Annotated in this window: 25 protein-coding genes; 22 read left to right on the plus strand and 3 right to left on the minus strand. The window is 42.5% G+C overall.

Translation table 11 applies throughout. The features are described from left to right. Positions 1-40 precede the first annotated feature (40 nt). Genes ACMVDV_RS15720 through ACMVDV_RS15730 form a run of 3 tightly spaced genes read left to right on the plus strand, consistent with a single transcriptional unit; the run spans position 41 to position 2089 of the window. Positions 41-583 (plus strand): RNA polymerase sigma factor, encoded by a 543-nt coding sequence (locus ACMVDV_RS15720; protein ID WP_416158737.1) that lies wholly within the window; start codon positions 41-43, stop codon positions 581-583. Beyond that, on the plus strand, positions 576-1166 hold the full coding sequence (locus tag ACMVDV_RS15725; RefSeq protein WP_416158738.1) for a hypothetical protein: 591 nt from the start codon (positions 576-578) through the stop codon (positions 1164-1166). The genes ACMVDV_RS15720 and ACMVDV_RS15725 overlap by 8 nt, the downstream gene beginning before the upstream one ends. Positions 1167-1177: 11 nt before the next feature. After that, positions 1178-2089: a hypothetical protein gene (locus ACMVDV_RS15730; RefSeq protein WP_416158739.1), complete on the plus strand. Its 912-nt coding sequence runs from the start codon at positions 1178-1180 to the stop codon at positions 2087-2089. A gap of 47 nt (positions 2090-2136) precedes the next feature. Here ACMVDV_RS15730 and ACMVDV_RS15735 read toward each other — a convergent pair whose 3' ends face one another. Together ACMVDV_RS15735 and ACMVDV_RS15740 are read right to left on the minus strand one after the other, a co-directional pair. Beyond that, entirely contained in the window at positions 2137-2361 is a 225-nt protein-coding gene (locus ACMVDV_RS15735) for a hypothetical protein (RefSeq protein ID WP_283709952.1), read from the minus strand. A gap of 203 nt (positions 2362-2564) precedes the next feature. Beyond that, the gene (locus ACMVDV_RS15740; RefSeq protein WP_416158740.1) at positions 2565-5090 is read right to left on the minus strand and encodes an EAL domain-containing protein; all 2526 of its coding nucleotides are present in this window, start codon (positions 5088-5090) and stop codon (positions 2565-2567) included. A gap of 167 nt (positions 5091-5257) precedes the next feature. Here ACMVDV_RS15740 and queA point away from each other — a divergent pair, with 167 nt between their 5' ends. The 8 genes from queA (at position 5258) to ACMVDV_RS15780 (ending at position 14333) form a co-directional block, all read left to right on the plus strand. Further along, positions 5258-6289 carry a tRNA preQ1(34) S-adenosylmethionine ribosyltransferase-isomerase QueA gene (gene queA, locus ACMVDV_RS15745; protein ID WP_416159103.1) on the plus strand — a complete coding sequence of 344 codons (1032 nt, stop codon included), beginning with the start codon at positions 5258-5260 and terminating at the stop codon, positions 6287-6289. A 175-nt stretch (positions 6290-6464) separates the two neighbouring features. After that, on the plus strand, positions 6465-7592 hold the full coding sequence (gene tgt, locus ACMVDV_RS15750) for a tRNA guanosine(34) transglycosylase Tgt (RefSeq protein ID WP_416158741.1): 1128 nt from the start codon (positions 6465-6467) through the stop codon (positions 7590-7592). 26 nt (positions 7593-7618) lie between these two features. Beyond that, positions 7619-7957, plus strand: a complete 339-nt coding sequence (gene yajC, locus ACMVDV_RS15755; RefSeq protein ID WP_016709184.1) for a preprotein translocase subunit YajC — start codon at positions 7619-7621, stop codon at positions 7955-7957. Positions 7958-7979: 22 nt separating this feature from the next. Continuing rightward, positions 7980-9839 (plus strand): protein translocase subunit SecD, encoded by a 1860-nt coding sequence (gene secD, locus ACMVDV_RS15760; RefSeq protein WP_416158742.1) that lies wholly within the window; start codon positions 7980-7982, stop codon positions 9837-9839. Positions 9840-9848: 9 nt separating this feature from the next. Then, positions 9849-10796: a protein translocase subunit SecF gene (gene secF, locus ACMVDV_RS15765; RefSeq protein WP_304181494.1), complete on the plus strand. Its 948-nt coding sequence runs from the start codon at positions 9849-9851 to the stop codon at positions 10794-10796. Between the two features lie 195 nt (positions 10797-10991). Next, positions 10992-11522 (plus strand): hypothetical protein, encoded by a 531-nt coding sequence (locus tag ACMVDV_RS15770; RefSeq protein ID WP_416158743.1) that lies wholly within the window; start codon positions 10992-10994, stop codon positions 11520-11522. A gap of 92 nt (positions 11523-11614) precedes the next feature. Next, the gene (locus ACMVDV_RS15775; protein WP_416158744.1) at positions 11615-13402 is read left to right on the plus strand and encodes a GGDEF domain-containing protein; all 1788 of its coding nucleotides are present in this window, start codon (positions 11615-11617) and stop codon (positions 13400-13402) included. 103 nt (positions 13403-13505) lie between these two features. Continuing rightward, a complete protein-coding gene (locus ACMVDV_RS15780) occupies positions 13506-14333 on the plus strand; it encodes a substrate-binding periplasmic protein (protein ID WP_416158745.1) in 828 nt (275 codons plus the stop codon). 63 nt (positions 14334-14396) lie between these two features. Here ACMVDV_RS15780 and suhB read toward each other — a convergent pair whose 3' ends face one another. After that, positions 14397-15200 carry an inositol-1-monophosphatase gene (gene suhB, locus ACMVDV_RS15785; protein ID WP_416158746.1) on the minus strand — a complete coding sequence of 268 codons (804 nt, stop codon included), beginning with the start codon at positions 15198-15200 and terminating at the stop codon, positions 14397-14399. A gap of 259 nt (positions 15201-15459) precedes the next feature. Here suhB and ACMVDV_RS15790 point away from each other — a divergent pair, with 259 nt between their 5' ends. From ACMVDV_RS15790 to ACMVDV_RS15840, 11 genes are all read left to right on the plus strand, one after another. Next, the gene (locus tag ACMVDV_RS15790; protein WP_304181502.1) at positions 15460-15807 is read left to right on the plus strand and encodes a four helix bundle protein; all 348 of its coding nucleotides are present in this window, start codon (positions 15460-15462) and stop codon (positions 15805-15807) included. 178 nt (positions 15808-15985) lie between these two features. Further along, on the plus strand, positions 15986-16708 hold the full coding sequence (gene trmJ / locus ACMVDV_RS15795) for a tRNA (cytosine(32)/uridine(32)-2'-O)-methyltransferase TrmJ (RefSeq protein WP_416158747.1): 723 nt from the start codon (positions 15986-15988) through the stop codon (positions 16706-16708). A 250-nt stretch (positions 16709-16958) separates the two neighbouring features. Continuing rightward, entirely contained in the window at positions 16959-17450 is a 492-nt protein-coding gene (gene iscR / locus ACMVDV_RS15800; protein WP_304184657.1) for a Fe-S cluster assembly transcriptional regulator IscR, read from the plus strand. Positions 17451-17473: 23 nt separating this feature from the next. Beyond that, a complete protein-coding gene (locus ACMVDV_RS15805; protein WP_304184659.1) occupies positions 17474-18691 on the plus strand; it encodes an IscS subfamily cysteine desulfurase in 1218 nt (405 codons plus the stop codon). A 41-nt stretch (positions 18692-18732) separates the two neighbouring features. Continuing rightward, positions 18733-19116, plus strand: coding sequence for a Fe-S cluster assembly scaffold IscU (iscU, locus tag ACMVDV_RS15810; protein WP_145236533.1), 384 nt, complete (start codon positions 18733-18735; stop codon positions 19114-19116). A gap of 9 nt (positions 19117-19125) precedes the next feature. Continuing rightward, positions 19126-19449, plus strand: a complete 324-nt coding sequence (gene iscA, locus ACMVDV_RS15815) for an iron-sulfur cluster assembly protein IscA (protein ID WP_192543116.1) — start codon at positions 19126-19128, stop codon at positions 19447-19449. A gap of 94 nt (positions 19450-19543) precedes the next feature. Then, positions 19544-20071 carry a co-chaperone HscB gene (hscB, locus tag ACMVDV_RS15820; RefSeq protein WP_304184663.1) on the plus strand — a complete coding sequence of 176 codons (528 nt, stop codon included), beginning with the start codon at positions 19544-19546 and terminating at the stop codon, positions 20069-20071. A gap of 51 nt (positions 20072-20122) precedes the next feature. Then, the gene (gene hscA, locus ACMVDV_RS15825; RefSeq protein ID WP_416158748.1) at positions 20123-21985 is read left to right on the plus strand and encodes a Fe-S protein assembly chaperone HscA; all 1863 of its coding nucleotides are present in this window, start codon (positions 20123-20125) and stop codon (positions 21983-21985) included. Positions 21986-21996: 11 nt separating this feature from the next. Next, positions 21997-22335, plus strand: a complete 339-nt coding sequence (gene fdx / locus ACMVDV_RS15830; RefSeq protein ID WP_016710654.1) for an ISC system 2Fe-2S type ferredoxin — start codon at positions 21997-21999, stop codon at positions 22333-22335. 178 nt (positions 22336-22513) lie between these two features. After that, positions 22514-23941 (plus strand): NAD-dependent succinate-semialdehyde dehydrogenase, encoded by a 1428-nt coding sequence (locus ACMVDV_RS15835; RefSeq protein WP_416158749.1) that lies wholly within the window; start codon positions 22514-22516, stop codon positions 23939-23941. 301 nt (positions 23942-24242) lie between these two features. Beyond that, positions 24243-26891, plus strand: a complete 2649-nt coding sequence (locus tag ACMVDV_RS15840; RefSeq protein ID WP_416158750.1) for a family 20 glycosylhydrolase — start codon at positions 24243-24245, stop codon at positions 26889-26891. Positions 26892-26915: the final 24 nt, after the last annotated feature.

The raw sequence follows: 26915 nt of genomic DNA on the forward strand, positions 1-26915 counted from the left end.
CGACTAACCTAATAAGTAATATAACTAAGCATCGAGAACCGTGTTTTTTCAATCACTAGAAACATTAATCGCCAAAGCACAGCAAGGAAATAAACGCGCCTGGCTTAAGCTGGTTAAACAGCATGAAAGCCAAGTTTATAACTATTGCTTGCGGATGCTTAGTAACCCTGATGATGCCATGGATTTAATGCAAGAGGTGTTTATTTCTGTGTATAAAAGTTTGCCAAGCTTTCGTGGTGAATCAAGTTTTAACACTTGGGTTTTCCAAATAGTACACCGTCGTAGCGTTGAGTATTATCGTCGTCGCAAGCATTTTCAGAGTCTTGATGAAGTGCCTGAACAGGCATGTGAGCACAGCGAGCTGGAGAGCAATCAGTTAGTGCAAGTTCAACATCAACAATTAACAACGATGTTAAATAACTTACCGTGGGAGCAACGTTTAGTAGTGGAGCTAAAGTTTTTTCAGCATTGCACCTTTGAAGAGATTGCTGAGCAACTCGATATTTCCACAAATACCGCCAAGTCACGGTTATACAGTGCATTAGGTAAATTAAAAGTTCATTTGGAGGCCGTCGATGGCTAATTTAGAGGCACTTTTTGAGCAATGGTTAGAGGGTAACGTTTTGAGTGATGCGCAATTACAGCAGCTTGAAAATGACCCAGAATACCGTGCGCTGATGAGTCAGGCACAGGCTTGGCAGCAACATAGCAGCGAATATAAAACAGTACCAGTACCACAATGGGATCGTCAATCAACAATGCCACAGGTTGCGTCTGTGGGCGTATTTGGTATAGCCGGTGTGTGGGCTGTTGCAGCATCAGTAATGATTTGTGCGCTAGTCTTTTTAATTATGCCGCAGCAACAGGCACCAGAATTACTGGATCAGGTCGCAAAACAAACGCAGCTATTAGAGTCACAACAAAAGCAAATTGATCAGCTGCAAAAAATTATCACGGCGCAAAATGAATTACAGCAGCAGCAAATGTATCAACTGGCTAAAGAGACGATTGCCACAGGACGTGTTGAACGCCAAGAAGACCTAAATAGCTTACTTACCTATATCAAAACCCAACGTGCTCAAGATCAAGCGTATCTGCGGATGCAGCTAAACGACTTAGCCGAACAAGTACAAGAGCAGCCAATGGCCGCGATTGCGAAAAACTAGGAGCAAAGAGCATGAATAAAAAACTTATCAGCAGCGTTATCATGGCGGTTATTGGTTGTGCCGCTGGCAATCTACAGGCAAAAACCCCTGCAGAATTGGCCGCTATCCAGCGTGAAGTCGGTATTATGGAAAACATTTTAAGCAGCGCCTTAAAGCAGGACACGGATAAAAAAATCCGCGCAATTTCAGCTAATTACTTTATTGATCAAGGTGTGGTATTTGAGTTGGATGTGCGAGGCGCAAGCCGTTGGCAGACAATTTTTAGTCACGCGCCAAATGCGCCGTTGCCACCTTTACCCGATATTGATTTTTCAAATGTCAGTGTTGAATTCATTAGTGATCATGTTGAAGTATTAAGTGAGCAAGCCGTTGAATCATCAAGAGAAGCTTACCAACAAGCGATGGAAGTTATGCGCGAAGGTGCAGAGCGAGTGCGCGACATTGCTGAGCAAGAACGTGATGTTAGCCGTGACTTGCGTGATTTGGAACGTGAAAAACGAGATTTAGAATTTGCTAGCCGCCATGATAATAGCGCCGAAGCCAAAGAGCTTGAACAACGTAAAAAAGCACTCGAAAAAGAGATCGCTAAGCTTGAAAAGCAACAAACCACACTTACTAAACAGCAACAGCAATTACGCCAAGATATAAACGCAAAGCAAGCTGAGCGTGAAAAACAGCAAGCCGCAGAGCAGCAAAAGCTGCTCACACAGGTCAATCACAGTATTAGTTTAACGCTTTGTGACTATGGCAGCGGCTTGCGTAGTTTACCAAACGATGAGCATGTCAGTTTTGTACTCAAAGGCTTGGCTGATAAAAACAAAAGTTTGATCAAAGTATTCAATAAAGCCGATATCAAAAAGTGCGTAGTGGGCGACATTAAAGCCGGTGATTTAGCCCTTAAGGCAATTAGCTATCAATTTTGATTAACTGCGCTCAATTAACAACTATCCCTGACCAACAAAGCAGCCGTTTACAAAGGCTGCTTTTCATTATGTACTTCATATTCAAACTGTTTATTGAAAGGCGTAATATCGGGTAAGAACAATAAATACACCCACACCACTAAATTAAAATAGGGGATCAGTCCTAAGCAAGTAAATGTTGTTACCGGGTAGCCTTTACGTTCGGCATAACGGTAGCATTGGTAAGTTATCCCTAAGTTTACCACTAGTAATAGCACGATTAGTTGCGTCATAATTCACTCCATAAATTGACAATAATACTAATAACAACATGTTAGTTGTTCCGTAGTATGTTGTGGTCATTCGATGATGTCATGTTATTTTTTGATAATCATCATAATAGCAGGACATTGATCGGCCGATAGGCAAAGTATAGATGAGTTATCCTAAGATGGAAGTAAAAAAACACGCTGAATGGTGTGAAAATGTAATCGTTTTAGCTAGGTGGTTGTTCGTAAAAAGTTTTGTTTTCAGAAATTTTTTGTAATTGATGTTTTATTTTTTCTACCGGCACTGGACGAGAAATAAAGTAGCCTTGGCCATAATCAACGCCAATTTCTTTCAGCGCTAAAAAAATCTCTTTGCTTTCCACATATTCAGCTACTGAGCGCTTATCCAGCGAGCGACTAATATCATTAATTGCTTTAACTAGCGCTAAATCAATAGGATCATTGAGCATATCGCGAACAAACGAGCCATCTATTTTAACGTGCTGCGCAGGTAGTTGCTTAAGATAATTAAAGGTACTAAAGCCAGTTCCAAAGTCATCAATTGAGAAGTGGCAGCCTAAGCGATTGAGTTTTTCAATCATTGTTCTTGTTGCCGCTAGATTATTAATACTGGCCGATTCGGTGATTTCAAAAATAACCCGAGTCGGCACGACCTGACATTTTTCAAGGGTGGATTCGATATGCGGTAATAAGCGTTCATCTAAAAACGATTGCGCCGAGAGGTTAATCGCCACTTGATTTAGTTCAGGATTGGCAGCGATGGCAGCTATTGCATTACTGATCACACATTGATCCATCAAATAAGTATCGTTTAATAATTCCAATGACGGAATAAATTGATTGGGGTAGATGAGTTCGCCGTCGAGTTTTAAGCGCAACAAAGCTTCAAAATAAGCAACGCCACCTTGTTTAAAGTCCCAAATTGGCTGGTAATGCAATTCAATTTGGTTTTGCTGCAGTGCTTGACGAATACTGTGTCCCCACTCTAAGCCAGCTTGTAAGGTGTTATGGTTAGCATCTTCTTTTGAGTAACAATGCACTAAATTACGGCCCAAGCTTTTTGCAACATATAAGGCAATATCGGCTTGTTTTAAACATTCACTCGGATCGTGGTTGGCGGCTGTTATTTGCGTTAAGCCAATTGAGCAGCTGATAGAATAAATTTGTTCTTCAGATTTAAACTGGTGACCTTCAATCGCCATACAAATGCTTTCTGCGATTAAGTGCGCATCAAGCAAATTCATATTTTTTAAGATCACGGCAAATTCGTCACCACCAATACGGCACACTAAATGTTCATTACTGATGTTGGCGGTAAATAGCTGCGCAACTTCTTTAAGAACAATATCGCCTTGTTGGTGGCCTTTACTGTCATTAATTATTTTAAAGTGATCAAGGTCAATATAAATTAAGGCATGCTCTATGTCGCCATAGGTGCGTTGTGATTGGCAAATTCGATTCAGTTGCTGATCAAAATAATAGCGATTATGTAAACCGGTTAAAGTGTCATGTAAGGCTAAATGGCGCAGTTGTAATTCAGCTTGTTTGCGCTCATGAATATTATCGATAGTGGCGGTAATCGTTGCAGCGTTACTACTGTTTTTGATCAGCTGTAACCGACATTCAACCCAGATAGCGCGGCCATCTTTATGAATAATTTGTACTTCTACTTGCTGTTGCAAAGCGCCGCCTTGCAAAATACTGCTAATGGTATCAAGTAGCTTGTCTTTACAGTCATTAATACAAAAGTCAGAGAGTGCTTTGCTCAAGGTTTGTTTTATACCAAAACCACTGAGCGCCTCCCACGCTGGATTGATAAAACGAATTCGGCCTTGTTGATCAAACTCAAGCACCACAGTATTAAGATGCAGCAATATCCGCTGATGGGCTGAAAACAGCTCTTTATAACGGTTCTGACTTTGACTTAGTTGTTCAACCTTTTGTGCAAATTCAGCATAACTGACCATAAAATCTTCGCGCCGCGCCGCATGGTCGCACACTTTGGTTAGCAATGAATGTTCGTAGGGCGCGCGAATGAAGTCAGTGACGCCAGAAAGTAACAGTTGCTCAGCATGGTTTGCATCTTTTGTATCAATAATCGTTACAATGGCTTGCTTTGGATTATGCTGTAAAATTTCTTCAACTAATTGGCTTGCAGCTCCCGCATACGCTGCGGTTGCATCAAGTAGCACAATGGCAAACTTTTGCTGTAAATAGATAGATAAGGCTTGTTTATTATTAGCAACATGGGTGCAGGCAAAGTTAAGCTGTAATTGTTCTGCTATTTTAGCCGCTTTAACGCTATCGGCTTCAAGCAGCAATAAGTCTAAACGACTGCTTTTTTCTAAATGCGTGGATAACACATTGGCTAACACTTGCGGCAGCATGTCTTGGCGTTCAAAAGGCAGCACCGCATCTATGCCATAACTACGTGCGGTTGTTTCTGCTATGCGCTCACAATAAATAGGGGGAGTGAGTACAATGGGGGTGTTTTTTGGGGTTTTTAATAGCCCTGAGCGGATCATGCGCGAGAACCGCCAACCGTCGATTTTGCCAACATTGAGCCCAGTAATAATGACATCAACAGCTTGAGATTTTAGAATTTCGAGGGCTTGCTGGCTATCGGCTACTTCAAGAAACGTAAACACATTGAGTCGACTTAAGGTTGACTTCACTGCCTGACGCTCAGCGACACTGGCATTTAATATCAGCAAAGTTAGCTGCTTAGCCATTATGTCATACCTCTTTTCAACCCAGCTTTAATTCAGTTCAGTAGAATAATGCCATTTGTCTTGAACCACAAGAGAACATTGCAGGGTATTTTTATTAAAGCCGTTGGTTGAGCTAATAGCGCGATACAGTTAAACTTGGTGCGACTTTTTTGATCTGGATATATCCTATGCGCGTGGCTGATTTTAGCTTTGACCTACCTGATGAATTAATTGCTCGTTTTCCTAAGCAGGACCGAACCAGCAGCCGTTTACTGACTTTAGATGGCCCAAGTGGCACTGTAGAGCATAAAATATTTAGCGATGTTCTTGATTTAGTAAATGAAAATGACTTGTTGGTATTTAACAATACTAAAGTGATCCCTGCGCGAATGTATGGCCAAAAAGCATCTGGCGGCAAACTTGAAGTACTGGTAGAGCGAGTGCTGGATGAGCATCGGGTGCTTGCCCATGTACGCGCCAGTAAATCGCCCAAACCAGGCACCACTATTATTCTCGAAGGCAAAGCAGAAGCGACTATGGTGGGTCGCCATGGCGAATTGTTTGAGTTGGAATTTACAGCTGAGCAAAACGTGCTGGAGATTTTAAATGATATTGGCCATATGCCTTTACCGCCGTACATTGATCGCCCAGACACCGATGAAGACCGCAAACGTTATCAAACCGTATATGGTGAAAAACCAGGTGCGGTTGCAGCACCAACCGCTGGCCTGCATTTTGATGATTCGCTCATGGCGGCATTGAAAGCGAAGGGCGTAAACATGGCCTTTGTTACTTTGCATGTTGGCGCGGGGACATTTCAGCCGGTGCGGGTAGATTCGGTTGATGATCATATAATGCACTCAGAGTACATTGAAGTACCCGATGATGTTGTGGCAGCTGTTGCAGCAACTAAAGCTAATGGCGGGCGAGTGATTGCGGTAGGCACGACGTCTGTTCGTTCATTAGAATCGGCGGCTAAAATACATGGCGGCCAATTAGCCAGTTACTTTGGCGATACTGATATCTTTATTTATCCGGGTTACCAATTTAATGTGGTTGATGCCATGGTGACTAATTTTCACTTATCGGAATCGACATTGATCATGCTGGTTAGCGCGTTTGCTGGGCAAGATAATATTATGAGTGCATACCAAACCGCAATTGCACAAAAATACCGCTTTTTTAGCTACGGCGATGCGATGTTCTTAACCCGCAAATAACCACCGCAGCTGATTATTTTAAAGCCCAGCTTGATGTTGGGCTTTTTAGTTTTACTTTTTACACTTTTAATTATCGCTTTTAGCCCAATTAATAGTATTGCTGCGTTAACTAATGATAGAATCGAGCGGTTAAATTATAGCTTGTTGGACTGTTTTTCTGACATTTGAGGATGATATGAAGTTTGAATTAGACCGTACAGACGGTAAAGCCCGCCGCGGCCGCTTGATTTTTGATCGAGGCGTAGTCGAAACGCCAGCATTTATGCCAGTAGGTACTTACGGCACGGTTAAAGGCATGACCCCGGATGAAGTAAAAGACACTGGTGCGCATATTTGCTTAGGTAATACGTTTCACTTAATGCTACGCCCTGGTACTGAAATCATCAAACAGCATGGTGGTTTACATGGTTTTATGAACTGGGATCGCCCTATCCTGACTGATTCAGGCGGTTTCCAAGTTTTTAGTTTAGGTGCAATGCGGAAAATTTCTGAAGAAGGTGTGTTATTTAGTTCCCCCGTAAACGGTGAAAAAATCATGCTATCGCCAGAAAAAGCGATGCAAGTGCAACGCGATTTAGGCTCAGACATCGTAATGATTTTTGACGAATGTACGCCTTATCCGGCCACCGAAAAAGAAGCTAAAGAGTCAATGGAGTTATCACTGCGTTGGGCGAAACGTTCAAAAGAAGGCCATGGTGATAATCCATCCGCTTTATTTGGTATTATCCAAGGCGGTATGTACCCTGAGTTACGCGCGCAATCACAAGCCGGATTAGAAGAAATTGGTTTTGATGGTTATGCACTGGGTGGTTTATCTGTGGGTGAACCTAAGAATGAGATGATTAACATTCTTGATCACTGTGCGTATAAAATGCCAGAGCACAAACCGCGTTACCTGATGGGCGTAGGTAAACCAGAAGATTTAGTTGAGGCTGTTCGTCGCGGCATCGATATGTTTGACTGTGTAATGCCAACCCGCAATGCTCGTAATGGCCATTTATTTATTACGGGTGGGATTGTGAAAATCCGCAATGCAGTGCATAAAACAGACACTGGTCCACTGGATCCAGAGTGTGATTGCCATACTTGTAAGAATTATTCCCGTGCATACCTACATCATCTTGATAAATGTAACGAAATTTTAGGTGCACGACTAAACACAATTCATAACTTACGTTATTATCAGCGTGTTATGGAAGGTTTGCGTAATGCGATCAGCGAAGGCAAGTTAGATGAATTCGTAAATGATTTTTATGCACGCCGCGGCCAAGCAGTGCCAGAGCTTGCAGATACCACAAATTAAATTTTAAAAATTAAAGAGGAAGTGTTATGAGTTTATTTATTTCAAACGCCCACGCAAGTGCGGCAGGTGCAGCTCCAGCCGGTGGTGGTTATGAGATGTTGATTATGCTAGCTATTTTTGGTCTAGTATTTTACTTCTTAATTTACCGCCCGCAAGCTAAGCGTGTAAAAGAGCATAAAGCGCTAATGAACGCGATGGCTAAAGGCGATGAAGTATTAACCCAAGGTGGTTTAGTGGGTAAAATTGCTAAAATCTCTGAAGATAAAGACTTCATCGTTATCTCACTTAACGATCAAGCTGAAGTAACTGTACAAAAATCAGCAGTGTCAGCAGTATTGCCAAAAGGCACAATGAAGTCGCTATAATAATAAAAATAAGGACGCCCACGTGTTAAACAAGTTTCCAGTATGGAAGTATTTACTTGTTCTAGCTGTGATTGCGATAGGTCTTTTATATGCCTCACCTAATTTGTATGGCCGTGATCCGGCCATACAAATTTCAGGTACTAAAGGAACCGATGCCGATCTCAGTGTCGTAGACAAAGTAAACGCGACCCTCAAAAAACACAACGTTACCGTTAAGTCAGTAATTTTAGAAAACGGCCAAGTGTTGATCCGTTTCAAAAACGTTGAAGAGCAACTTAAAGCGCAAGATTTATTGCGTGATTCATTGAACGACGATTACATCTCAGCCATTAACATGGCCCCGGCGCAACCTCATTGGTTAAAAGCCCTTGGTGGCAATCCAATGAAATTGGGCTTGGATTTAAGTGGCGGTGTTCACTTTACGATGGAAATCGACATGGTGACAGCGGTTGATAACGCGCTGGAGCAAATGGATCAAGATTACAAAAGTGACCTACGTGAAGAAAAACTGCGTTATCGTACCGTGCGTCGCGTAGCGGGCACTGAACGTCTTCGCGTTGAAATGCGTAACGAAGCAGACAAAGACGCCGCAGAGCGCTTCTTACAGTCACGTTACCCATTACACATCTTCATTGATGATAGCTCAAACGATAATGCATTTTATGCCAGCCTTAGTGACCAAAAGCTAAAGGAAATTCGTGACTATGCAATTAAGCAAAACGAAACCATTATTCGTAACCGTATCAACCAAATAGGTGTTGCTGAGCCGAACGTGCAGCGCCAAGGTGCTGAGCGTATTATTGTGCAACTACCTGGTGTGCAAGATACTGCCCGAGCGAAAGAGATCTTAGGTGCCACAGCTACCCTTGAGTTTCGTGAAGTCGACGAAAATGCAGATCCTTCAGCTGCGGCACAGGGGCGTATTCCTGCTGGCACAGAAATGATCATGAGCCGTGATGGTTATCCTGTGGTGCTGAAAAAACGCATCATTCTAGAAGGTAGCCATATTACTGGCGCGCAATCTGGAGCTGATGAATACCAACGCCCGCAAGTAAGTATTAGCCTTGATAGTAAAGGCGGCGCAAAAATGAATGCCTTTACTAAACGTGCGATTGGTAAGCGGATGGCTACCGTATTTATTGAGTACAAGCCTTCAGGAAAAACAGACGCAAACGGTAAAGCATTGCCACCAATTAAAGTGGAAGAAGTAATCAACGTAGCAACGATTCAAGCACGTCTTGATCGCTCGTTCCGTATCACTGGCATTGATAACCCTGCTGAAGCACATAATCTAAGTTTATTACTGCGTGCAGGTGCGCTGGTTGCGCCAATTCAAATTGTTGAAGAGCGTACGGTAGGGCCAAGCTTAGGACAAGAAAATATTGAAGCGGGTATGACCGCCGTTGCATTAGGTTTCTTATTCGTACTGATTTTTATGTTGGTTTATTACAAAGGCTTTGGCTTAGTGGCAAACATTGCCCTTGCAGCTAACCTAGTCTTAATTGTTGGTGTGATGTCACTTATTCCAGGTGCTGCATTAACACTGCCAGGTATTGCCGGTATTGTATTAACCGTAGGTATGGCCGTTGATGCCAACGTGCTAATATTTGAACGTATTCGTGAAGAACTTGTTGACGGTCGTAGCCCACAACAGGCTGTTCATCATGGTTACGACAGTGCTTTTAGTACGATTTTTGATGCCAATATTACCACCTTAATTGCTGCGGTTATCCTATTCGCAGTGGGTACAGGTCCAATTGCAGGTTTCGCAGTAACACTCGCGATTGGTATTATCACCTCAATGTTTACAGCCATTGTTGGTACCCGTGCGGTGATCAACTTATGTATTGGTGGTAAGCGCATTGATAAGCTGTCAATTTAAGGAGCAGATATGCAAATTTTAAAATTAGGCGGCAGAACTTTAGGGTTTATGTCGCTGCGCAAAGTTGCTATGGGCATCTCAACGCTACTTATTTTGGCCTCGTTCGCATCGTTCTTCGTTAAAGGCTTAAACTTTGGCTTAGATTTTACTGGCGGTACCGCAGTAGAAGTTGGTTTTGCCCAACCGGCAGACTTAAAGAAAGTACGTTCAGTACTCGCTGAAAACGGCTTTGCAGATGCATCGGTGCAATTATTTGGTTCAAGCCAAGAGATTCTAGTACGGTTAGCACCTCGCGGTGATGATGTGAAAGCGGAAGTCATTGGTAACCAAGTTATTGAGGCACTTAAAATAGCAGACGATAGCGTAGTTATGCGTCGCATCGAGTTTGTTGGTCCAAGTGTTGGTGAAGACTTAAAAGAGCAGGGTGGCCTTGCCATGTTAACTGCGCTGATTTGTATCTTGATCTACGTTGCATTTCGCTTTGAATGGCGTTTTGCGGTGGGCGCTGTATCAGCACTACTGCACGATGTAATTATTACGCTTGGTTTGTTCTCAGTGTTAGGTTTAGAGTTCGACCTAACAATCCTGGCAGCAATCCTAGCAGTAATAGGTTACTCGCTGAACGATACGATTGTTGTATCTGACCGTATTCGTGAGAACTTCCGTAAAGTGCGTATCGACGACACCATTGAGATCATCGATATTTCATTAACGCAAACACTTAACCGTACCTTAGTAACTTCAATCACCACTATTTTAGTCTTGATTGCCTTGTTTGTTTGGGGTGGCCAAACTATTCATGGTTTTGCTACAGCATTGTTATTTGGTGTGTTTATTGGTACTTATTCTTCAATTTATGTTGCTAGTGCCGTTGCGATTGCGATGGGTGTAAGTAAAGAAGATTTAATACCAGAAGTGATCGAAAAAGAAGGTGCAGACTTAGACGCTATGCCATAGGTCTTGCTCTAATTAGGGCAACTAAGTTTGTATTAAAAAACCGCTCATTGAGCGGTTTTTTGTTGCTAGGCATTACTGAAATAAGCGAGCTTTATGCCGCGCAGCTTGAAAGGCATGTTATTAATTATTGCTATTTATGAAACGCAATATTTCCTATAATAATTGTTATTGATTCAGTATTGATGTAACCAACAAATGTTAAAGCCACTTTTAGTCGCTAGTAGTCTAATTATTGTTAGCGGATGCGATAACAACTTAACAGCTCAGCAGGCTGAGAATGCCGCTAAACCTGTGCAATTAAGCGCATTTGAACAATACCCACAGCAAGCCAATAACTTGCTTAATAGTATTCGTGCGAAAAAAGACGCGCCCAGCTTAGAGGCTGAATCGGCAGAGTTAGTAACCTTATCGCAGGCGTTACTTAAAGAGCTTATCGTTAAATATCCACAATGTACTGAGTATTTAGATGCGCTGAGCGAAGTGGCTACGGTGATCTCTGCATTGCCATTGGCTGAAATTAACAGCGACTATCATGGCGATGGTAAGCTCCCCGAATTTGACTATCCTGTGTGTTATCACGGCAAAGACTTATTAGTTCACTCAGCGACAGTGCAAGCGAGTGCACGCTTAGGGTTAGTCGAGCAACATGCTTATCAAAATGCGGAGCTTGATATTATTGAAGTAATAGCGCACTTTGAACAAGTTGAGCGAGCATTTAATAACTAGCTAATTATTAACAGCGGCGCAGTGCTGCCATAAAATTGTCATACGCTCTTGCTACTTTAATCGTCTCTTAATGAAGTTATGGGTTAATAATAGTGAGTGCTCAGCTAGGTATATTAGAAAATATCTTAAAAAACAGTGAAATTACCACATTATTTCAACCCATCTTTGATATTGCTGAGCAGCAAATATTAGGTTACGAAGCATTAAGTCGCGGCCCTAAAAATTGCGCTCTAGAAATGCCCAATGCACTATTCAGTGCGGCGGTAGACTACGATAAAATCTCAGAACTTGAGCTGTTATGCCGCTCAAAAGCGATCGAAAACTTTGTCAAACTAAAGCTGCAAGGCAAATTGTTTTTAAATGTCAGCCCAAAAACTTTACTTGATCCATGCCACCCTAAAGGTGAAACATTACACCTTGTTGAACAATTTGGTTTAGCCGCCAATAGAGTGGTTATTGAAGTGACCGAGCAAGAAAAAGTTGATGATGGGTTTTTATTACTGAAAACCATTGCCCACTATCGCAAGCTTGGTTTTTCAATCGCCATTGATGACTTAGGTGCTGGTTATTCAGGATTAAAGCAGTGGTCAGAATTACGTCCTGATTATGTAAAAATTGATCGCTACTTTATTGATCATTGCGACGAAAGTGTGGTTAAAAAAGAGTTTTTAAAATCCATTATTGAACTCGCTAAAGTGACTAAAACGGCGGTGATCGCAGAGGGAATAGAGCGAGCTGAAGAGTTAACTCTATTGGAGGGGCTTGGTATAGTACATGCGCAAGGGTTTTTGCTGGAACGGCCAAGCTTACGACCAAGTGCAGAATTTAACTCAGCTCAATTGCAGCAGTTAAATTTTACCCCATTAGCTGATCAGTTTGAGCAGTCAATGGCAATCGGTTGGCTGGCTGTTGAACAACTATCCATCGATAGTCATACCCGCTGTAAAGATGCCCATAATATTTTTGAAAAAGATAAAGCAATCATCAGTATTGCTGTCGTCAACCAAGATTCGCAACCGATTGGCTTATTGCACAAAGACCAGCTGACAGAAGTATTTGCAGCGCCTTATGGTCACGCTTTATATGATAAACAACCCGTCACGGCATTAATGCATAAGCAACCTTTGGTGGTTGATGAGAACCAGCTGCTTGATACAGTGAGCCAGCAAATAACAGAAAATGACTTTGATATTCGTCGCCATATTATCATCACGCGTGCTGGACGATACTTGGGCCTTGCACCACTTCGCGATATTTTAAAGCACATTACCGAAGAAAAAATACGCCATGCCCAACATGCCAATCCACTTACTATGTTACCCGGCAATGTGGCAATAAATGAAGCAATTGAACATAGGTTAAGAGTCAAGCATGGCTTTGCGCTCGCTTATATTGATTTAAATCACTTTAAACAGTTCAATGACTTATATGGTTACGCCAGTGGAGACAGCGTTATCAAGTTGCTTGCGGATGTGACTACTCAGGCATGCAGTACCATACCAAGCTTTGTTGGCCATATTGGCGGCGATGATTTTATGGTGGTATTTGACGGTGATGATGCCGAGGCGGTTTGTAACCAAATAATTAGTGACTTTGAGTTAAAGTCACGGGCTTTTTTTACGCCAGAGCATATTGCTAGTGGTGGTTATTGGGCCACTAACCGTGAAGGTGAAAAGCAATTTGTACCACTGCTTACGTTATCAATTGGCGTTGTTGAGCCGGATTTAGAGCAATGCACTAATAGCCATCAAATTGCTGCATTGGCAACCGATGCTAAAAAAGAAGCGAAGCGCTATCGTCACAGTTATCTATTTTTATGTAAACGACGTGGCCCCGCACTTGCAGTTGTGCGGTTAAGCCCGGAAAAACAAGTCATATGAAATAAATTTAAGGGCGAGCTGTTTTACTTGAGTATTTACTCACCAGCATGTAGCTTTATCTAAACCTTGCAGGCCAACACGCCTAAAACTAGAAATAATAACTATGACTCGCTATTTTTCCTCATTTATTTCACTTTTAGCATTTATTAGCTACGCATTATACAGTGATAAAGTTACCGCAACAGAAACACTGACTATCGGCCAAGAGCCAAGGGCTTTGTATCAGCGAGACGAATACTTAAAAGAGTTACTACAGCGAGCACTGGCTGCTGCTAATTACTCCGCCCAGTTAGAAACTGTGATTGTGCATCCGCATCAGCAACGTACGCTTATTGCGTTAGAGGACAATGGTGTTGATTTATACTGGAGTATGACCAGTCCTGAGCGCGAAACGCTCGCTATCGCTATTAAAGTACCGTTATTTAAAGGCTATATAGGTAAGCGGGCACTTGTTACCAAGCGGGAGTCGGTTAATCGCTTTGCAACGATTAACACTCAAGAGCAACTTAAAGGGTTCACTGCAATTCAAGGCCATGACTGGCCAGACACAAAAATATTGGCACATAATGGTTTACCAGTACGCCCGTTTGCTAATTATCAAGCTATGTTTAATATCGTGTTGACGGGGCGGGTTGATTATTTTCCCCGTTCTTTCATAGAAGTAGCCTCAGAGCTAAAAGAAAAGACGAACGAAGGGTTAGTGATTGTGCCCAATCTCTATATTAGCTACCCAAGCGCATTTTATTACTTTGTGTCAAAGCGTAAACCAGAACTTGCTAAACACCTTACTGAGGGCTTGGCAATAATGCAGAAAAACGGTAGTTTTGATCAGCTATTTGCGCAGTATTTTGCTGAGGATTTAAAGGCCTTGCCATTTGATACTGCTAATAGCATAGAGATCAAATTAGAAAACCCATATTTTGAACATTAAAAAAGGAGCCTACGCTCCTTTTTATATTTAACCTGAACTCTGGTCACTTACCAGTGCTAATGATTAACGCAGTAACGCTTCAGATAAAACTGGGCGAATTTCACGGATCATTGCTTGTGTTAATTTAGGTGAACCACAGATGACGTTGCCGCTGTGGTTATAGTTATTACCGCCAGCAAAATCAACAACCATGCCGCCAGCTTCTTTAACCATTAACTCACCTGCAGCAGAAGTCCATGGTTTTAAACCAATTTCAAAGAAACCATCAACACGGCCAGCTGCCACGTATGCCATATCTAGCGCAGAACAACCGGCACGGCGAATATCAGCCGTATGAACAAACAATGCTTTGAATGCTTCAGTGTACGCATCCATATGGTGTTTGTTTTTGAATGGGAAACCTGTAGCAAGTACAGTACCAGAAAGAACGGTAGTTTTACTTACGCGAAGACGTTTGCTATTTAGTTGTGCGCCTTGACCACGAGAAGCAGTAAACAGCTCACCACGAATTGGATCGTAGATAACTGCTTGGTCTAAACGACCTTTAACTTTAAGTGCGATAGAAACCGCGTAATGAGGAATGCCTTTGATGAAATTTGTAGTGCCATCAATAGGATCAACAATCCATTGGTAATCTGCATCCTTGCCTACGTGCTCACCTAGTTCTTCACCAACAATAGAGTGAGTAGGGTAAGACTGTAAAATTGTGTCGCGAATTACGGCTTCGGCTTCTTTATCAATATTGGTTACTAAATCGTTAGTGCCTTTTTGTTGCACTTCAACTTTTGATAAATCTTCGCCAGCGCGAAGTAAAATTTTGCCTGCGTTACGCGCAGCGCGAACCGCAATGTTTAACATTGGATGCATGGTGTTACCTTTGGGTTGTAAAAGAACGTTTTATATATTTCAGCCGGCGTATTCTAGCGATTTTTGCCACAAAGTAAACAATAAACCCCAAATTGTTTGGAGTGTTTTTTGTACATCATTGTTCGCGAAGAGGTTTATGAGTATGTTTTTCCGTCAGCCGTCAGCCGTCAGCCGTCAGCCGTCAGCCGTCGGATCACACATTTGCATTTTAAAGTTATTGTTCCTATATATTTACCATGCTTGTGAAATGGACAATACAATGAATTTTGAGAACCTTGATGTATGGAAGCGCTCAGCAAGATTAAGTGCAGATATTTATAAACTTACAATCGATCTAAATGATTTTGGCTTTAGAAATCAGTTAACGCGATCTGGTTTATCAGTACCTAGTAATATAGCTGAAGGCATGACTCGTGAAAGTGATAAAGAGAAGTTACGGTTTTTAGATATATCCAGATCTTCGTTAGCAGAAACGAGAACACAGATCTATATAGGAATAGATATAAACTACATAAACAAAGATATTGGTTTGCAATGGATAAATGAAACTGTTGAGTTATCAAAAATGTTGACAGCCCTAAAGGCAAAAATCAAAATTGATAGCTGATAGCTGATAGCTGATAGCTGATAGCTGATAGCTGATAGCTGATAGCTGATAGCTGATAGCTGATAGCTGATAGCTGATAGCTGATAGCTGATAGCTGATAGCTGATAGCTGATAGCTGATAGCTAACATCCGTGTTATAATCCGCGCAATTTTTTGTATGAGTTAAAGTAGCACCGCAATGATCTTAGATGACATCCGTATTGTTCTAGTAAACACCTCGCATTCAGGTAACATCGGCTCAGCAGCCCGCGCAATGAAAACCATGGGCTTATCAAAACTTTATTTAGTTGATCCTGCGTGTGAAGTCGACAGCCACGCCAGCGCATTAGCCGCGGGTGCTACTGATGTGCTAGGTAATGCGGTGATTGTTGATACAGTGGCAGAGGCCATTGCTGATTGTGCGCTAACGATTGGCACGAGTGCGCGTTCACGCACCTTATCATGGCCTATGGTTGAGCCGCGTGAGTGTGGCGAAAAACTAGTGGCTGAAGCCGTGAATGGTCCAGTAGCATTAGTGTTTGGTCGTGAAAACAGTGGCTTGAGCAATGAAGAATTACAGTTGTGTAATTACCATGTGTGTATCCCTGCCAATCCAGAATATAGCTCACTTAATTTAGCTATGGCGGTGCAAACGTTATGCTATGAAACGCGTATGGCGTTTTTAACGCAACAACCTAAAGTAAGCCAAGAAGACGATGCGGTTTACCCAAGCTCAAAACAAACAGAGCTATTTTATGAGCACTTAGAAAAAACCCTTTTTGATACTGGTTTTATCATCAAACAGCACCCAGGCATGGTAATGACCAAGCTGCGTCGGTTATTTAACCGCGCGCGTCCAGAAGATGCAGAGCTGAATATCTTGCGCGGTATTTTGACCTCAATAAATAAGTCTACTAAATAAGCGAAAGTTATAAGACTATTTGCTGCTAATACTTGACTAAATTACTCAGGTAATTACAATGAACACAATACTTGACTAAAACAGTCGGGTATTGAAGTGAATTGAGGGGCTAGGAAGATATAGGTGCTAGGAATAGCTTGACTAGAATCGAGCTATATAAACTTTGTAGAACCTAGAACCTAGTCTTTATATAATACTTGACTATTTTACTCTGGTAATTAAAATTTGCACTCTTTAGTGCGGGGGCTCAATGAAGTTAACATCAAAAGGCAGATATGCCGTGACAGCGATGCTTGATGTTGCGCTACACGCAAATGTAGGGCCAGTTCCCCTTGCCGATATTTCAGAGCGACAAGAAATTTCGTTGTCGTATCTTGAGCAGTTATTTGCCCGATTACGTAAAAATGGTTTGGTTAGCTCTGTGCGGGGCCCAGGTGGTGGTTATCTACTAGGTCGTGAAACGCATGCTATTTCGGTTGGTGATGTGATCAATGCTGTTGACGAATCAATAGATGCAACCCGTTGCCATGGTGCAACTGGCGGTTGTCAAAGCGGTATGCGTTGTTTAACGCACACCTTATGGTCAGATTTAAGCGCCCGAATAGAAGACTTTTTAAATGGTATTACTCTTGCGGAGTTGGTGGAACAATCAGATGTGCAAGCAGTTGCATCTCGCCAAAATAGCAACGTTAGCAATGCAATTAAGCAATTGGAAAATATTCAAGTAAGCTGCCAACTATAGGTTGGCGTCCAGCGGAGAAAGAAATGAAGTTACCGATTTATTTAGATTACGCAGCAACCACGCCAGTTGACGAGCGTGTTGCAAAAGAAATGATGCAATGCCTAACAATGGATGGCAATTTTGGTAACCCTGCATCGCGTTCACACCGTTTTGGTTGGCAAGCTGAAGAGGCGATTGATCAGGCGCGTACTGATATCGCAGATTTAATTAACGCAGACCCACGTGAAATCGTTTTCACTTCGGGTGCGACAGAATCAAACAACCTTGCAATTAAAGGCGCAGCACAGTTTTACAAAAAGAAAGGTAAGCACGTTATTACCGCTAAAACTGAGCATAAAGCAGTGATCGACACCTGTCGTGAACTAGAGCGTCAAGGTTTTGAAGTTACTTATATGGACGTTGAAGAAAACGGCCTGCTTGACCTGAAAAAGCTTGAACAAACTATGCGTGACGACACCGTATTAGTAAGCATTATGCACGTAAACAACGAGCTAGGTGTGATTCAAGATATCGCGACGATTGGTGAAATGTGTCGTGAACGTAAAATCATGTTCCACGTTGATGCAGCGCAAAGCGCGGGCAAAGTGTTAATCGACGTACAACAACTTAAAGTTGATTTTATGTCATTCTCAGCGCACAAAGTATATGGCCCTAAAGGCATCGGTGCATTATATGTGCGCCGTAAACCGCGTGCTCGTTTAGAAGCGCAAATGCACGGTGGCGGTCATGAACGTGGTATGCGTTCAGGTACACTAGCAACACATCAACTTGTTGGTATGGGTACAGCATTTAAAATTGCTAAGCAAGATTTTGAAAAAGACCATGCACACATCAGCGCGCTTCGTAAGCGTTTAATTGATGGCATTATGGCTGATATGGAAGAAGTGTACTTTAATGGTACGCCGGACCAATCAGTACCAGGAATTGTTAACATCAGCTTCAATTTTGTTGAAGGTGAGTCGTTATTGATGGCTGTTAAAGATATTGCTGTATCATCAGGTTCTGCCTGTACTTCAGCAAGCTTAGAGCCTTCTTATGTATTACGTGCGCTTGGCCGTAACGATGAATTAGCACATAGCTCAATTCGTTTCAGTATTGGTCGTTTTACTACCGAAGAAGAGATTGATTATACCGTCAATTTAATGAAGAGCTCTATCGGTCGCTTACGTGAAATGTCACCTCTTTGGGAAATGCATCAAGAAGGTGTTGATTTAGATTCAGTTGAATGGGCTCATCATTAATTGATTGAGCACGTCTGCTAGCAGGTAATGAGGATAGAATTATGGCTTATAGTGATAAAGTAATCGATCATGTTGAAAACCCACGTAACGTAGGTGTTTTAGACAAAAATGATCCATCAGTAGCAACTGGTATGGTTGGCGCACCAGCATGTGGTGACGTAATGAAGCTGCAAATTAAAGTATCAGCTGCCGGCATAATTGAAGATGCTAAATTTAAAACATACGGTTGTGGTAGCGCAATTGCTTCATCATCACTGGTAACAGAGTGGGTTAAAGGTAAGACTTTAGATGAAGCTGCAATGATCAAAAACACTGATATCAGTGCTGAGCTTGAATTGCCGCCAGTGAAAATTCACTGTTCAATTTTAGCTGAAGATGCAATCCAAGCAGCAATTGCAGACTACAAAAGTAAACAAGCGAAGTAAGAGATAATCATGGCAGTGACATTGACAGGTGCGGCAGCAAACCGCGTAGAATCATTTTTAGCAAATCGCGGCAAAGGTCTTGGCCTACGCGTAGGCATTAAAACGACGGGCTGTTCAGGTCTTGCTTATGTTCTTGAGTTTGTTGACGAGTTAGCTGAAGGCGACGAAGTATTTGAATCCCAAGGGGTGAAAGTAATCGTTGACGCTAAAAGCTTGGTTTATATTGATGGCACTGAGCTTGACTACACCAAAGAAGGTTTGAATGAAGGGTTTAAATTTATCAACCCAAATCAAGCCGATGAGTGTGGTTGTGGCGAAAGTTTCACAGTTTAAACAATAAACCGATTGTACTCTTAAGCCCTGCACCTGTAGGGCTTTGTTCTATCTGAATTTTAAGCCAATACGTTAATTTGGCATGGTTGGAATTATGCGCTATTTTGAATTGTTTGCGATACCCGTTGATTACAATGTAGATTTGGCAAAAGTCACGAAGAATTACCTTGAACTCCAGCGTGCTGTTCACCCAGATCGTCATGCCAATGCCAGCAGCCGTGATAAATTATTAGCCGTACAAAATACTGCCGAAATCAACGACGCCTTACAAATCTTAAAGCACCCAGTAAAGCGTGCTGAATATATGCTCAGTGAACTGGGTGTTGATATTCGAGCTGAACAGCAAACCTTGCAAGATCCGCAGTTTTTAATGCAACAAATGGAACTGCGTGAAGAGCTTGAAGAGTTAAGCACAAGCACTGACCCTGATGCAGCGATTGCCCAGTTTGAGCAGCAAATAAAGCAACTAGATAGCCAATATAGCGCGCAACTAGCAGAGCAATTAGCAAGTAATGATCAGCAGCAATGGCAGTTAGCCGCTGATAATATTCGTAAATTAAAGTTCGTGTATAAACTACGTGATGAATTAGAGCGGATTGAAGACAGTTTATTCGACGATTAATTATCCAACTTACTGAACGACAAGTAAGTCAAACAAGAGTTAAAGAGCATTATGGCATTATTGCAGATTGCTGAGCCGGGGCAGAGCGCGGCACCACATGAACATAAGTTAGCAATAGGTATTGATCTCGGTACTACCAACTCACTCGTTGCGACAGTGCAAAGTGGCGAAGCCCGTACCCTTACCGATATTAGTGGTGCAGCTATGCTCCCTTCTGTTGTTCGCTATCAGGCTGACAGTATTACCGTTGGTGCAGAAGCGGCACAAGCGGCTACGCAAGACCCTGCTAATACGCTCGTTTCGGTTAAGCGCTTTTTAGGTAAAACGCAAGCTGAGATTGAACACAGCTACGGCCAATTACCGTATGATTTTTGCCAGCATGATGGTGCACTTGCTATTACTACCGCCGCAGGCAATATCAGCCCAATCACCGCATCAAGCGATATTTTAAAAGCGTTAAAGCAACGCGCAGAAGAAAGCTTTGCAGGGCAAGATATTTTAGGTGCTGTGATCACCGTACCTGCGTACTTTGATGATGCGCAGCGCCAAAGCACCAAAGATGCCGCTGAGCTTGCGGGTATTAATGTACTGCGTTTATTAAATGAACCAACCGCAGCCGCTGTTGCTTATGGCCTAGATTCAGGTCAAGAAGGTATTATTGCGGTTTATGATTTAGGTGGTGGTACCTTTGATATTTCAATTCTACGCTTAAATCAAGGTGTATTTGAAGTACTCGCAACCGGTGGCGACTCAAGCCTGGGCGGCGACGATTTTGACTCGTTATTAGTGGATCACTTTAAGCGTGAAACTGGGGTAATGACATTATCACCTTCAAACTTACGTTTATTCATCAATAAAGCTAAAGCCTGTAAAGAAGCACTCAGCCAATACGCCAAAGTGAATGTTGGCCTTGAGTTTGATAATGAAAAGTACACGGTTGAAGTAACCCGCGACAAGTTTGAAGAACTTGCCATGGTATTGGTTAAAAAGACCCTACGCTCGTGCCGCCGCGCAGTGAAAGATGCTGGCATTAGCAATGACGAAGTACTGCAAGTGGTGCTAGTAGGCGGTTCAACCCGTATGCCAATTGTACGCAATCAAGTTGCTGAGTTCTTTAATAAAGAGCCGCTTACCTCTATCGACCCTGATCGTGTAGTTGCACTGGGCGCAGCACTACAAGCCGATGTATTAGTAGGCAACAAGCCTGATTCCGACATGTTATTACTTGATGTTTTACCACTGTCGCTTGGCCTTGAGACCATGGGCGGCTTGGTTGAGAAAATTATTCCACGTAATACCACTATTCCTGTGGCGCGTGCGCAAGAATTTACTACTTTTAAAGATGGTCAAACAGCGATGTCGTTGCATGTATTGCAAGGCGAACGTGAGCTGGTTGATGATTGCCGTTCATTGGCTAAATTTAGCTTAAAAGGTATTCCACCAATGGCTGCGGGTGCGGCGCATATTCGGGTGACCTTTAAAGTCGATGCGGATGGCTTACTGAGTGTATCGGCAATGGAAAAATCAACGGGTGTACAAGCTGAAATTCAAGTTAAACCATCGTTTGGCTTATCGGATGACCAAGTAGCCAATATGCTTAAAGAGTCGATGACTAACGCTAAAGGTGATATGCAAGCGCGCATGCTCAAAGAGCAGCAAGTTGAAGCACTGCGTGTTATTGAAGCGCTTTATGCATCACTTGCAACCGATAGCGCTTTACTCGATGAACATGAATTAACTAACTTGAATGCAGAAATTGCTAAACTAGTTACAGTGCGCGAGATAGCCACCGAGCCAAATGAAATAAAAGCAGCCATTGAAAAAGTTGATAACGCCAGTAGTAAATTTGCTGAGTTAAGAATGGATGCATCGATCAAAAAAGCACTGCAAGGGCAGTCAGTAGACAACGTTTAAAAGAGGTTAGAATGCCACAAATTATTTTTCTTCCCCATCCGGAATTATGTCCTGACGGCGCTGCAATTGACGCACCAAGCGGTGAAACAGTTCTTGATGTAGCACTTAAAAACGGTATTAGCATTCCCCATGCGTGTGAAAAGTCATGTGCTTGTACTACGTGTCACTTGGTGATCCGTGAAGGGTTTGACTCACTTGACGAAAGCGACGAACTTGAAGACGACATGCTAGATAAAGCATGGGGCTTAGAGCCAGAATCACGCCTTGGTTGCCAAGCAATCATCCGTGATGAGGACTTAATAGTTGAAATACCAAAGTATAACCTCAATATCGTTAATGAAGAGCATTGATTTAAAGCAGTAAGCTTTGAGCCGTCAGCCGTCAGCCGTCAGCCGTCAGTATAGAGATAAAACCATGCTTGACTTAACAAGCATGGTTTTTTTATTTTAAGCTGATAGCTGATAGCTGATAGCTGATAGCTGATAGCTGATAGCTGATAGCTGATAGTTACACATCGGAGGGATTTCTATGTCACATCTTATATTTACTGATTCATTCATTAACGGTGAGTTTTACTCGACCGCTAGTCATTTTGATATAATCGACCCCGCTACAGCACAAAGCATTACCTCGGTCAGTGATATTGACCAAGCAGGTGTAAAACAAGCTATCAACGCCGCTCACGGCGCATTTATTAAACTCAAATCCAGCAATGCCACAACGCGTAGTAATGTATTAATGCGCTGGTTTGAACTGGTTATGCAGCATAAACAAGCGCTTGCAGAATTAATGACCAAAGAGCAAGGTAAACCACTTAAAGAAGCGCTGGGTGAAGTTGAGTATGGCGCAGGCTTTATTAAATGGTACGCCGAGCAAGCCAAACGCAGTTATGGCGATGTGATCCCCGCCACTGATGACAACCACCGTTTAACTAGTTTTAAACAGCCCATTGGTGTGGTTGCAGGCATAACCCCATGGAATTTCCCGGTTGCTATGGTCACGCGTAAAGTTGCGCCAGCTTATGCCGCAGGATGTAGCTTTGTACTAAAACCTTCGGAACATACTCCTTTGTGCGCACTCGCGTTAGCCTATTTAGCTGATCAAGCTGGCTTTGAAAAAGGTGCATTTAATGTGCTGGTATCTGAAAACGCCAAAATGGTTGGCGAATTGCTCACTGGATCAGAAGTGGTACGTAAGTTTACATTTACCGGTTCAACGGGAGTAGGTAAGCAATTACTAGCGCAATGTGCCCCGAGTATTAAGCGAACGTCGATGGAGCTTGGCGGTAATGCACCGTTTATTATTTTTGCTAATGCTGATTTAGATGAAGCTGTAAGCGGTTTAATGGGCGCTAAATTTAGAAATGGCGGGCAAACTTGTGTTGCGGCTAACCGTATTTTTGTACAGCGCAGCGTACTTGATAAGGTGCTTGAAAAACTGGCAGAGAAAGTGGCAGCATTAAAAGTTGCTAACGGTTTTGCAAAAGACAGTGATATCGGTCCACTGATTTACCCACAAGCCAAGCAAAAAGTGCAACAGTTAGTTGCAGATGCAATCGCAAAAGGTGCGAAGCGTGTTGGCGTTAGCGCTGAACTGAGTGGTAATTATTATGCTCCGGTGATTTTAACCGGTGTAACTGCTGAAATGGATATTTACCACCAAGAAGTATTTGGTCCCGTTGCCAGTATTATTGCTTTTGATGACGAAACCGAAGTACTCGCGATGGCAAACGATGTACCCTTCGGCCTCGCTGCTTATTTTTATAGCCAAGATATCAAACAAATATACCGTGTAAGCGAAGCGTTAGAATATGGCATGGTCGGCATAAATGAAGGTTTGATTTCAAATCCAGTAGCGCCATTTGGTGGCGTAAAACAGTCAGGCCTTGGCCGCGAAGGCGGCCATCAAGGGCTAGACGAATACCTCGAAGAAAAATATGTGTGTATGAAAATTTAAAGCCAGAAGCTTTTAGCCGTCAGCCGTCAGCCGTCAGTTTTAGACATAAATAAAAACCGTACTTGACTAAACACAAGTGCGGTTTTTAATTTTTAGCTGATAGCTGATAGCTGATAGCTGATAGCTGATAGCTGATAGCTGATAGCTGATAGCTGATAGCTGATAGCTGATAGCTTTTATTTCAATTAATGATAGCGCTGTCATTTTATCTTTTATATGATGGAGGTGAATAAATAATAATAAATAACAGATTACGTGGGGGGAAATGCGTAGTCTTAGAATATACAACGAGGAGAGAGCAATGGATTTTAAACAGCGAACTTTAGCAAGTTTGATCGCGATGATGCCGTTATTGGCGCAGGCGCAGTTTTCGCAAACCGATGTGAATAACTTTGCCAAAGACACCACCCTGACATTTGCCGTAGTTGATAACTTTCATAATAAAGACGCCGGTTTTTTAGGAAAAATTACACTAAACAATCAATCTGATGTTGCACTTCCTGCTGGCGAAAGCGATTGGCAGTTGTATATTCACTCGGTGCGTAAAATCAGCACTGAGCTTGTTGCCGGTTTAAATATTGAACACGTAAATGGTGATTTACATCGTATTACTCCAACAAAAAACTTTAACGGGCTTGCAGCAGGTAAAAATCTAGAGCTTGAATTTGATGCACAAGCTTTTATTGTGGCTTACAGCGATTTTATGCCGCGTGCGTTCTTTGTATCAGGTGATAATAAACCGGCTATTTTTGCAAATACCGACAGCGAAGACATGACCCAATTTGTGGCACCGTTCGAGCGTGAAAATCAACTGCGCCGTTATAATGAGCCTAAAGACTTAACGGTGTTGATCACCCCCGAAATCCGTTTTGAGCGTAATCAAGCAACTACTAGCAAAGTATCAAAACAAGATGCACTGAAACGGATCATCCCAAAGCCACAAAAAGTAGAGTTTAATCGCGGTACAGCAACACTTGATAGCAGCTGGCAAATTAGTTTCCAAGGTCAGCTAAAAAATGAAGTCATGGTCTTTATGCAAGACTTGCAAGATGATTATGGCCTAATGTTAAAAGCCCAGCCTGAGCATATAAAAGTAGCGAAACAAAAACTGATCAGCTTAAAAGTAAATCCGCAGTTGGCCGCAGGAAAATCTGAGAGTTACACCTTAGAGATTGATGACGAACGTATTGAAATTGTTGGTAGTGATAATGCGGGGGTGTTTTACGCCATGCAAAGTTTGCTTAATTTACTGCCGGCAAATAGCCAAGGTGCAGTAGAGGTCCCACAACTGGAGCTTGAAGATAGCCCACGCTATGGCTGGCGTGGTATGCATTACGACAATGGCCGTAACTACCACGGTAAAGACGCTATGTTCAAACTTGTCGAGCAAATGGCGCGCTATAAAATGAATAAACTGCATTGGCATTTTTCAGAAGATGAAGGCTGGCGGTTAGAAATTCCGGGATTACCTGAACTTACCGATATTGGTGGTTATCGCTGCTTTGACCTTGAAGAAAGAGAGTGTCTCTTGACGCAACTAGGTACTGGGCCATTTAAGTCAGGCTCTGGTAACGGCTATTTAAGCCGAGCAGAGTTTGTTGAGCTATTAAAGTTTGCCAAAGACCGCCATGTTCAAATCATTCCTGAAATTGAAGGCCCAGGCCACGCACGGGCCTCAATTAAAGCGATGGAAGCACGTTATCATAAGCTTGCTGACGCAGCGCAGCGCAGCGCTAAAAATAATTTAGTTAATAAAAAGCACACCACAAAAGAAACACAACAAGTTGATATTAGCGGTGCAACGCAATATTTATTGAGCGACCCTAAAGACACATCAGTGTATATGACAGTGCAAAACTATAAAGATAACTCGATGAATGTATGTATGGACTCAACTTATGCCTTTTTAGATAAGGTAACCTACGAGTTACAGCAAATGTATCGTGAAGCTGGTGTACAGCTAACTAATTTACATTTTGGTGGTGATGAAGTGGGCGCAGGTTCATGGGTTGATTCGCCAATCTGCCAAGCAATGTTTGCCGATCCAAACAATGGCGTGGCGGGGGCTGCAGATTTAAAACCATACTTTACCCAACGTGTTGCTAAATTACTTGAAAAACGCGGCATTTCGCCAGGTGCATGGGAAGATGGTTTAATGTATGACCGCACCAACCCATTTAAGCGCGATGAATTTCCTAATAAAACCTTTACAGCAAACGTCTGGGATAACATTTGGGAGTGGGGCGTAGCAGATAGAGCTTACCGTTTAGCGAATGCTGGTTATCAAGTGATATTATCGCATGGTACGCACTTATACTTTGACCACCCTTATGAAGCTCACCCGGAAGAACGTGGTTATTATTGGGCAACGCGTTACACAGACACGCAAAAAGCATTTAATTATATGCCAGATGATGTCTATGCAAATGCTGATTACACCCGTACTCGCGAGCCGATAGATAACCTTGAAGCTTTAGTTGGCCGGCCATTACCAAAGCTTGAAAAGCCAGAAAACATTCTTGGTATGCAAGGGCAGGTATGGTCTGAAACTATTCGAACCGAAGATCAAGTATTAGCAATGATCTTCCCACGTATTTTATCTGTTGCCGAGCGTGCTTGGCACAAAGCCCCGTGGGAAGGCGAGCAGGTTGATCGTAAAAACCAAGAACAGGACTGGGCGCAATTTTCAGCAGCCGTTGGCCTAAAAGAGCTAACTAAACTGGCCAATGCGGGTGTTAACTTGCATTTACCGGTACCTGGAGGTGTGATCAACAAGGGGAAGCTTGAAGTTAATACACCTTTTGCCTATTTAAATACTGAGTATAGTTTAGATGATGGCGCGACTTGGCAGCAGTATACAGCTCCGATCAGTGTTTCTGAACAGCAGTCTGTGGCATTACGCAGCAGCTTAAATAGCCAATTGAAAAGTAGAATTACTCATATAAATTAATATATTAGTAATAAAATTTGTTTT

This window comes from Pseudoalteromonas sp. ASV78 (assembly GCF_047806705.1).
GTDB lineage: Bacteria > Pseudomonadota > Gammaproteobacteria > Enterobacterales > Alteromonadaceae > Pseudoalteromonas > Pseudoalteromonas prydzensis_A.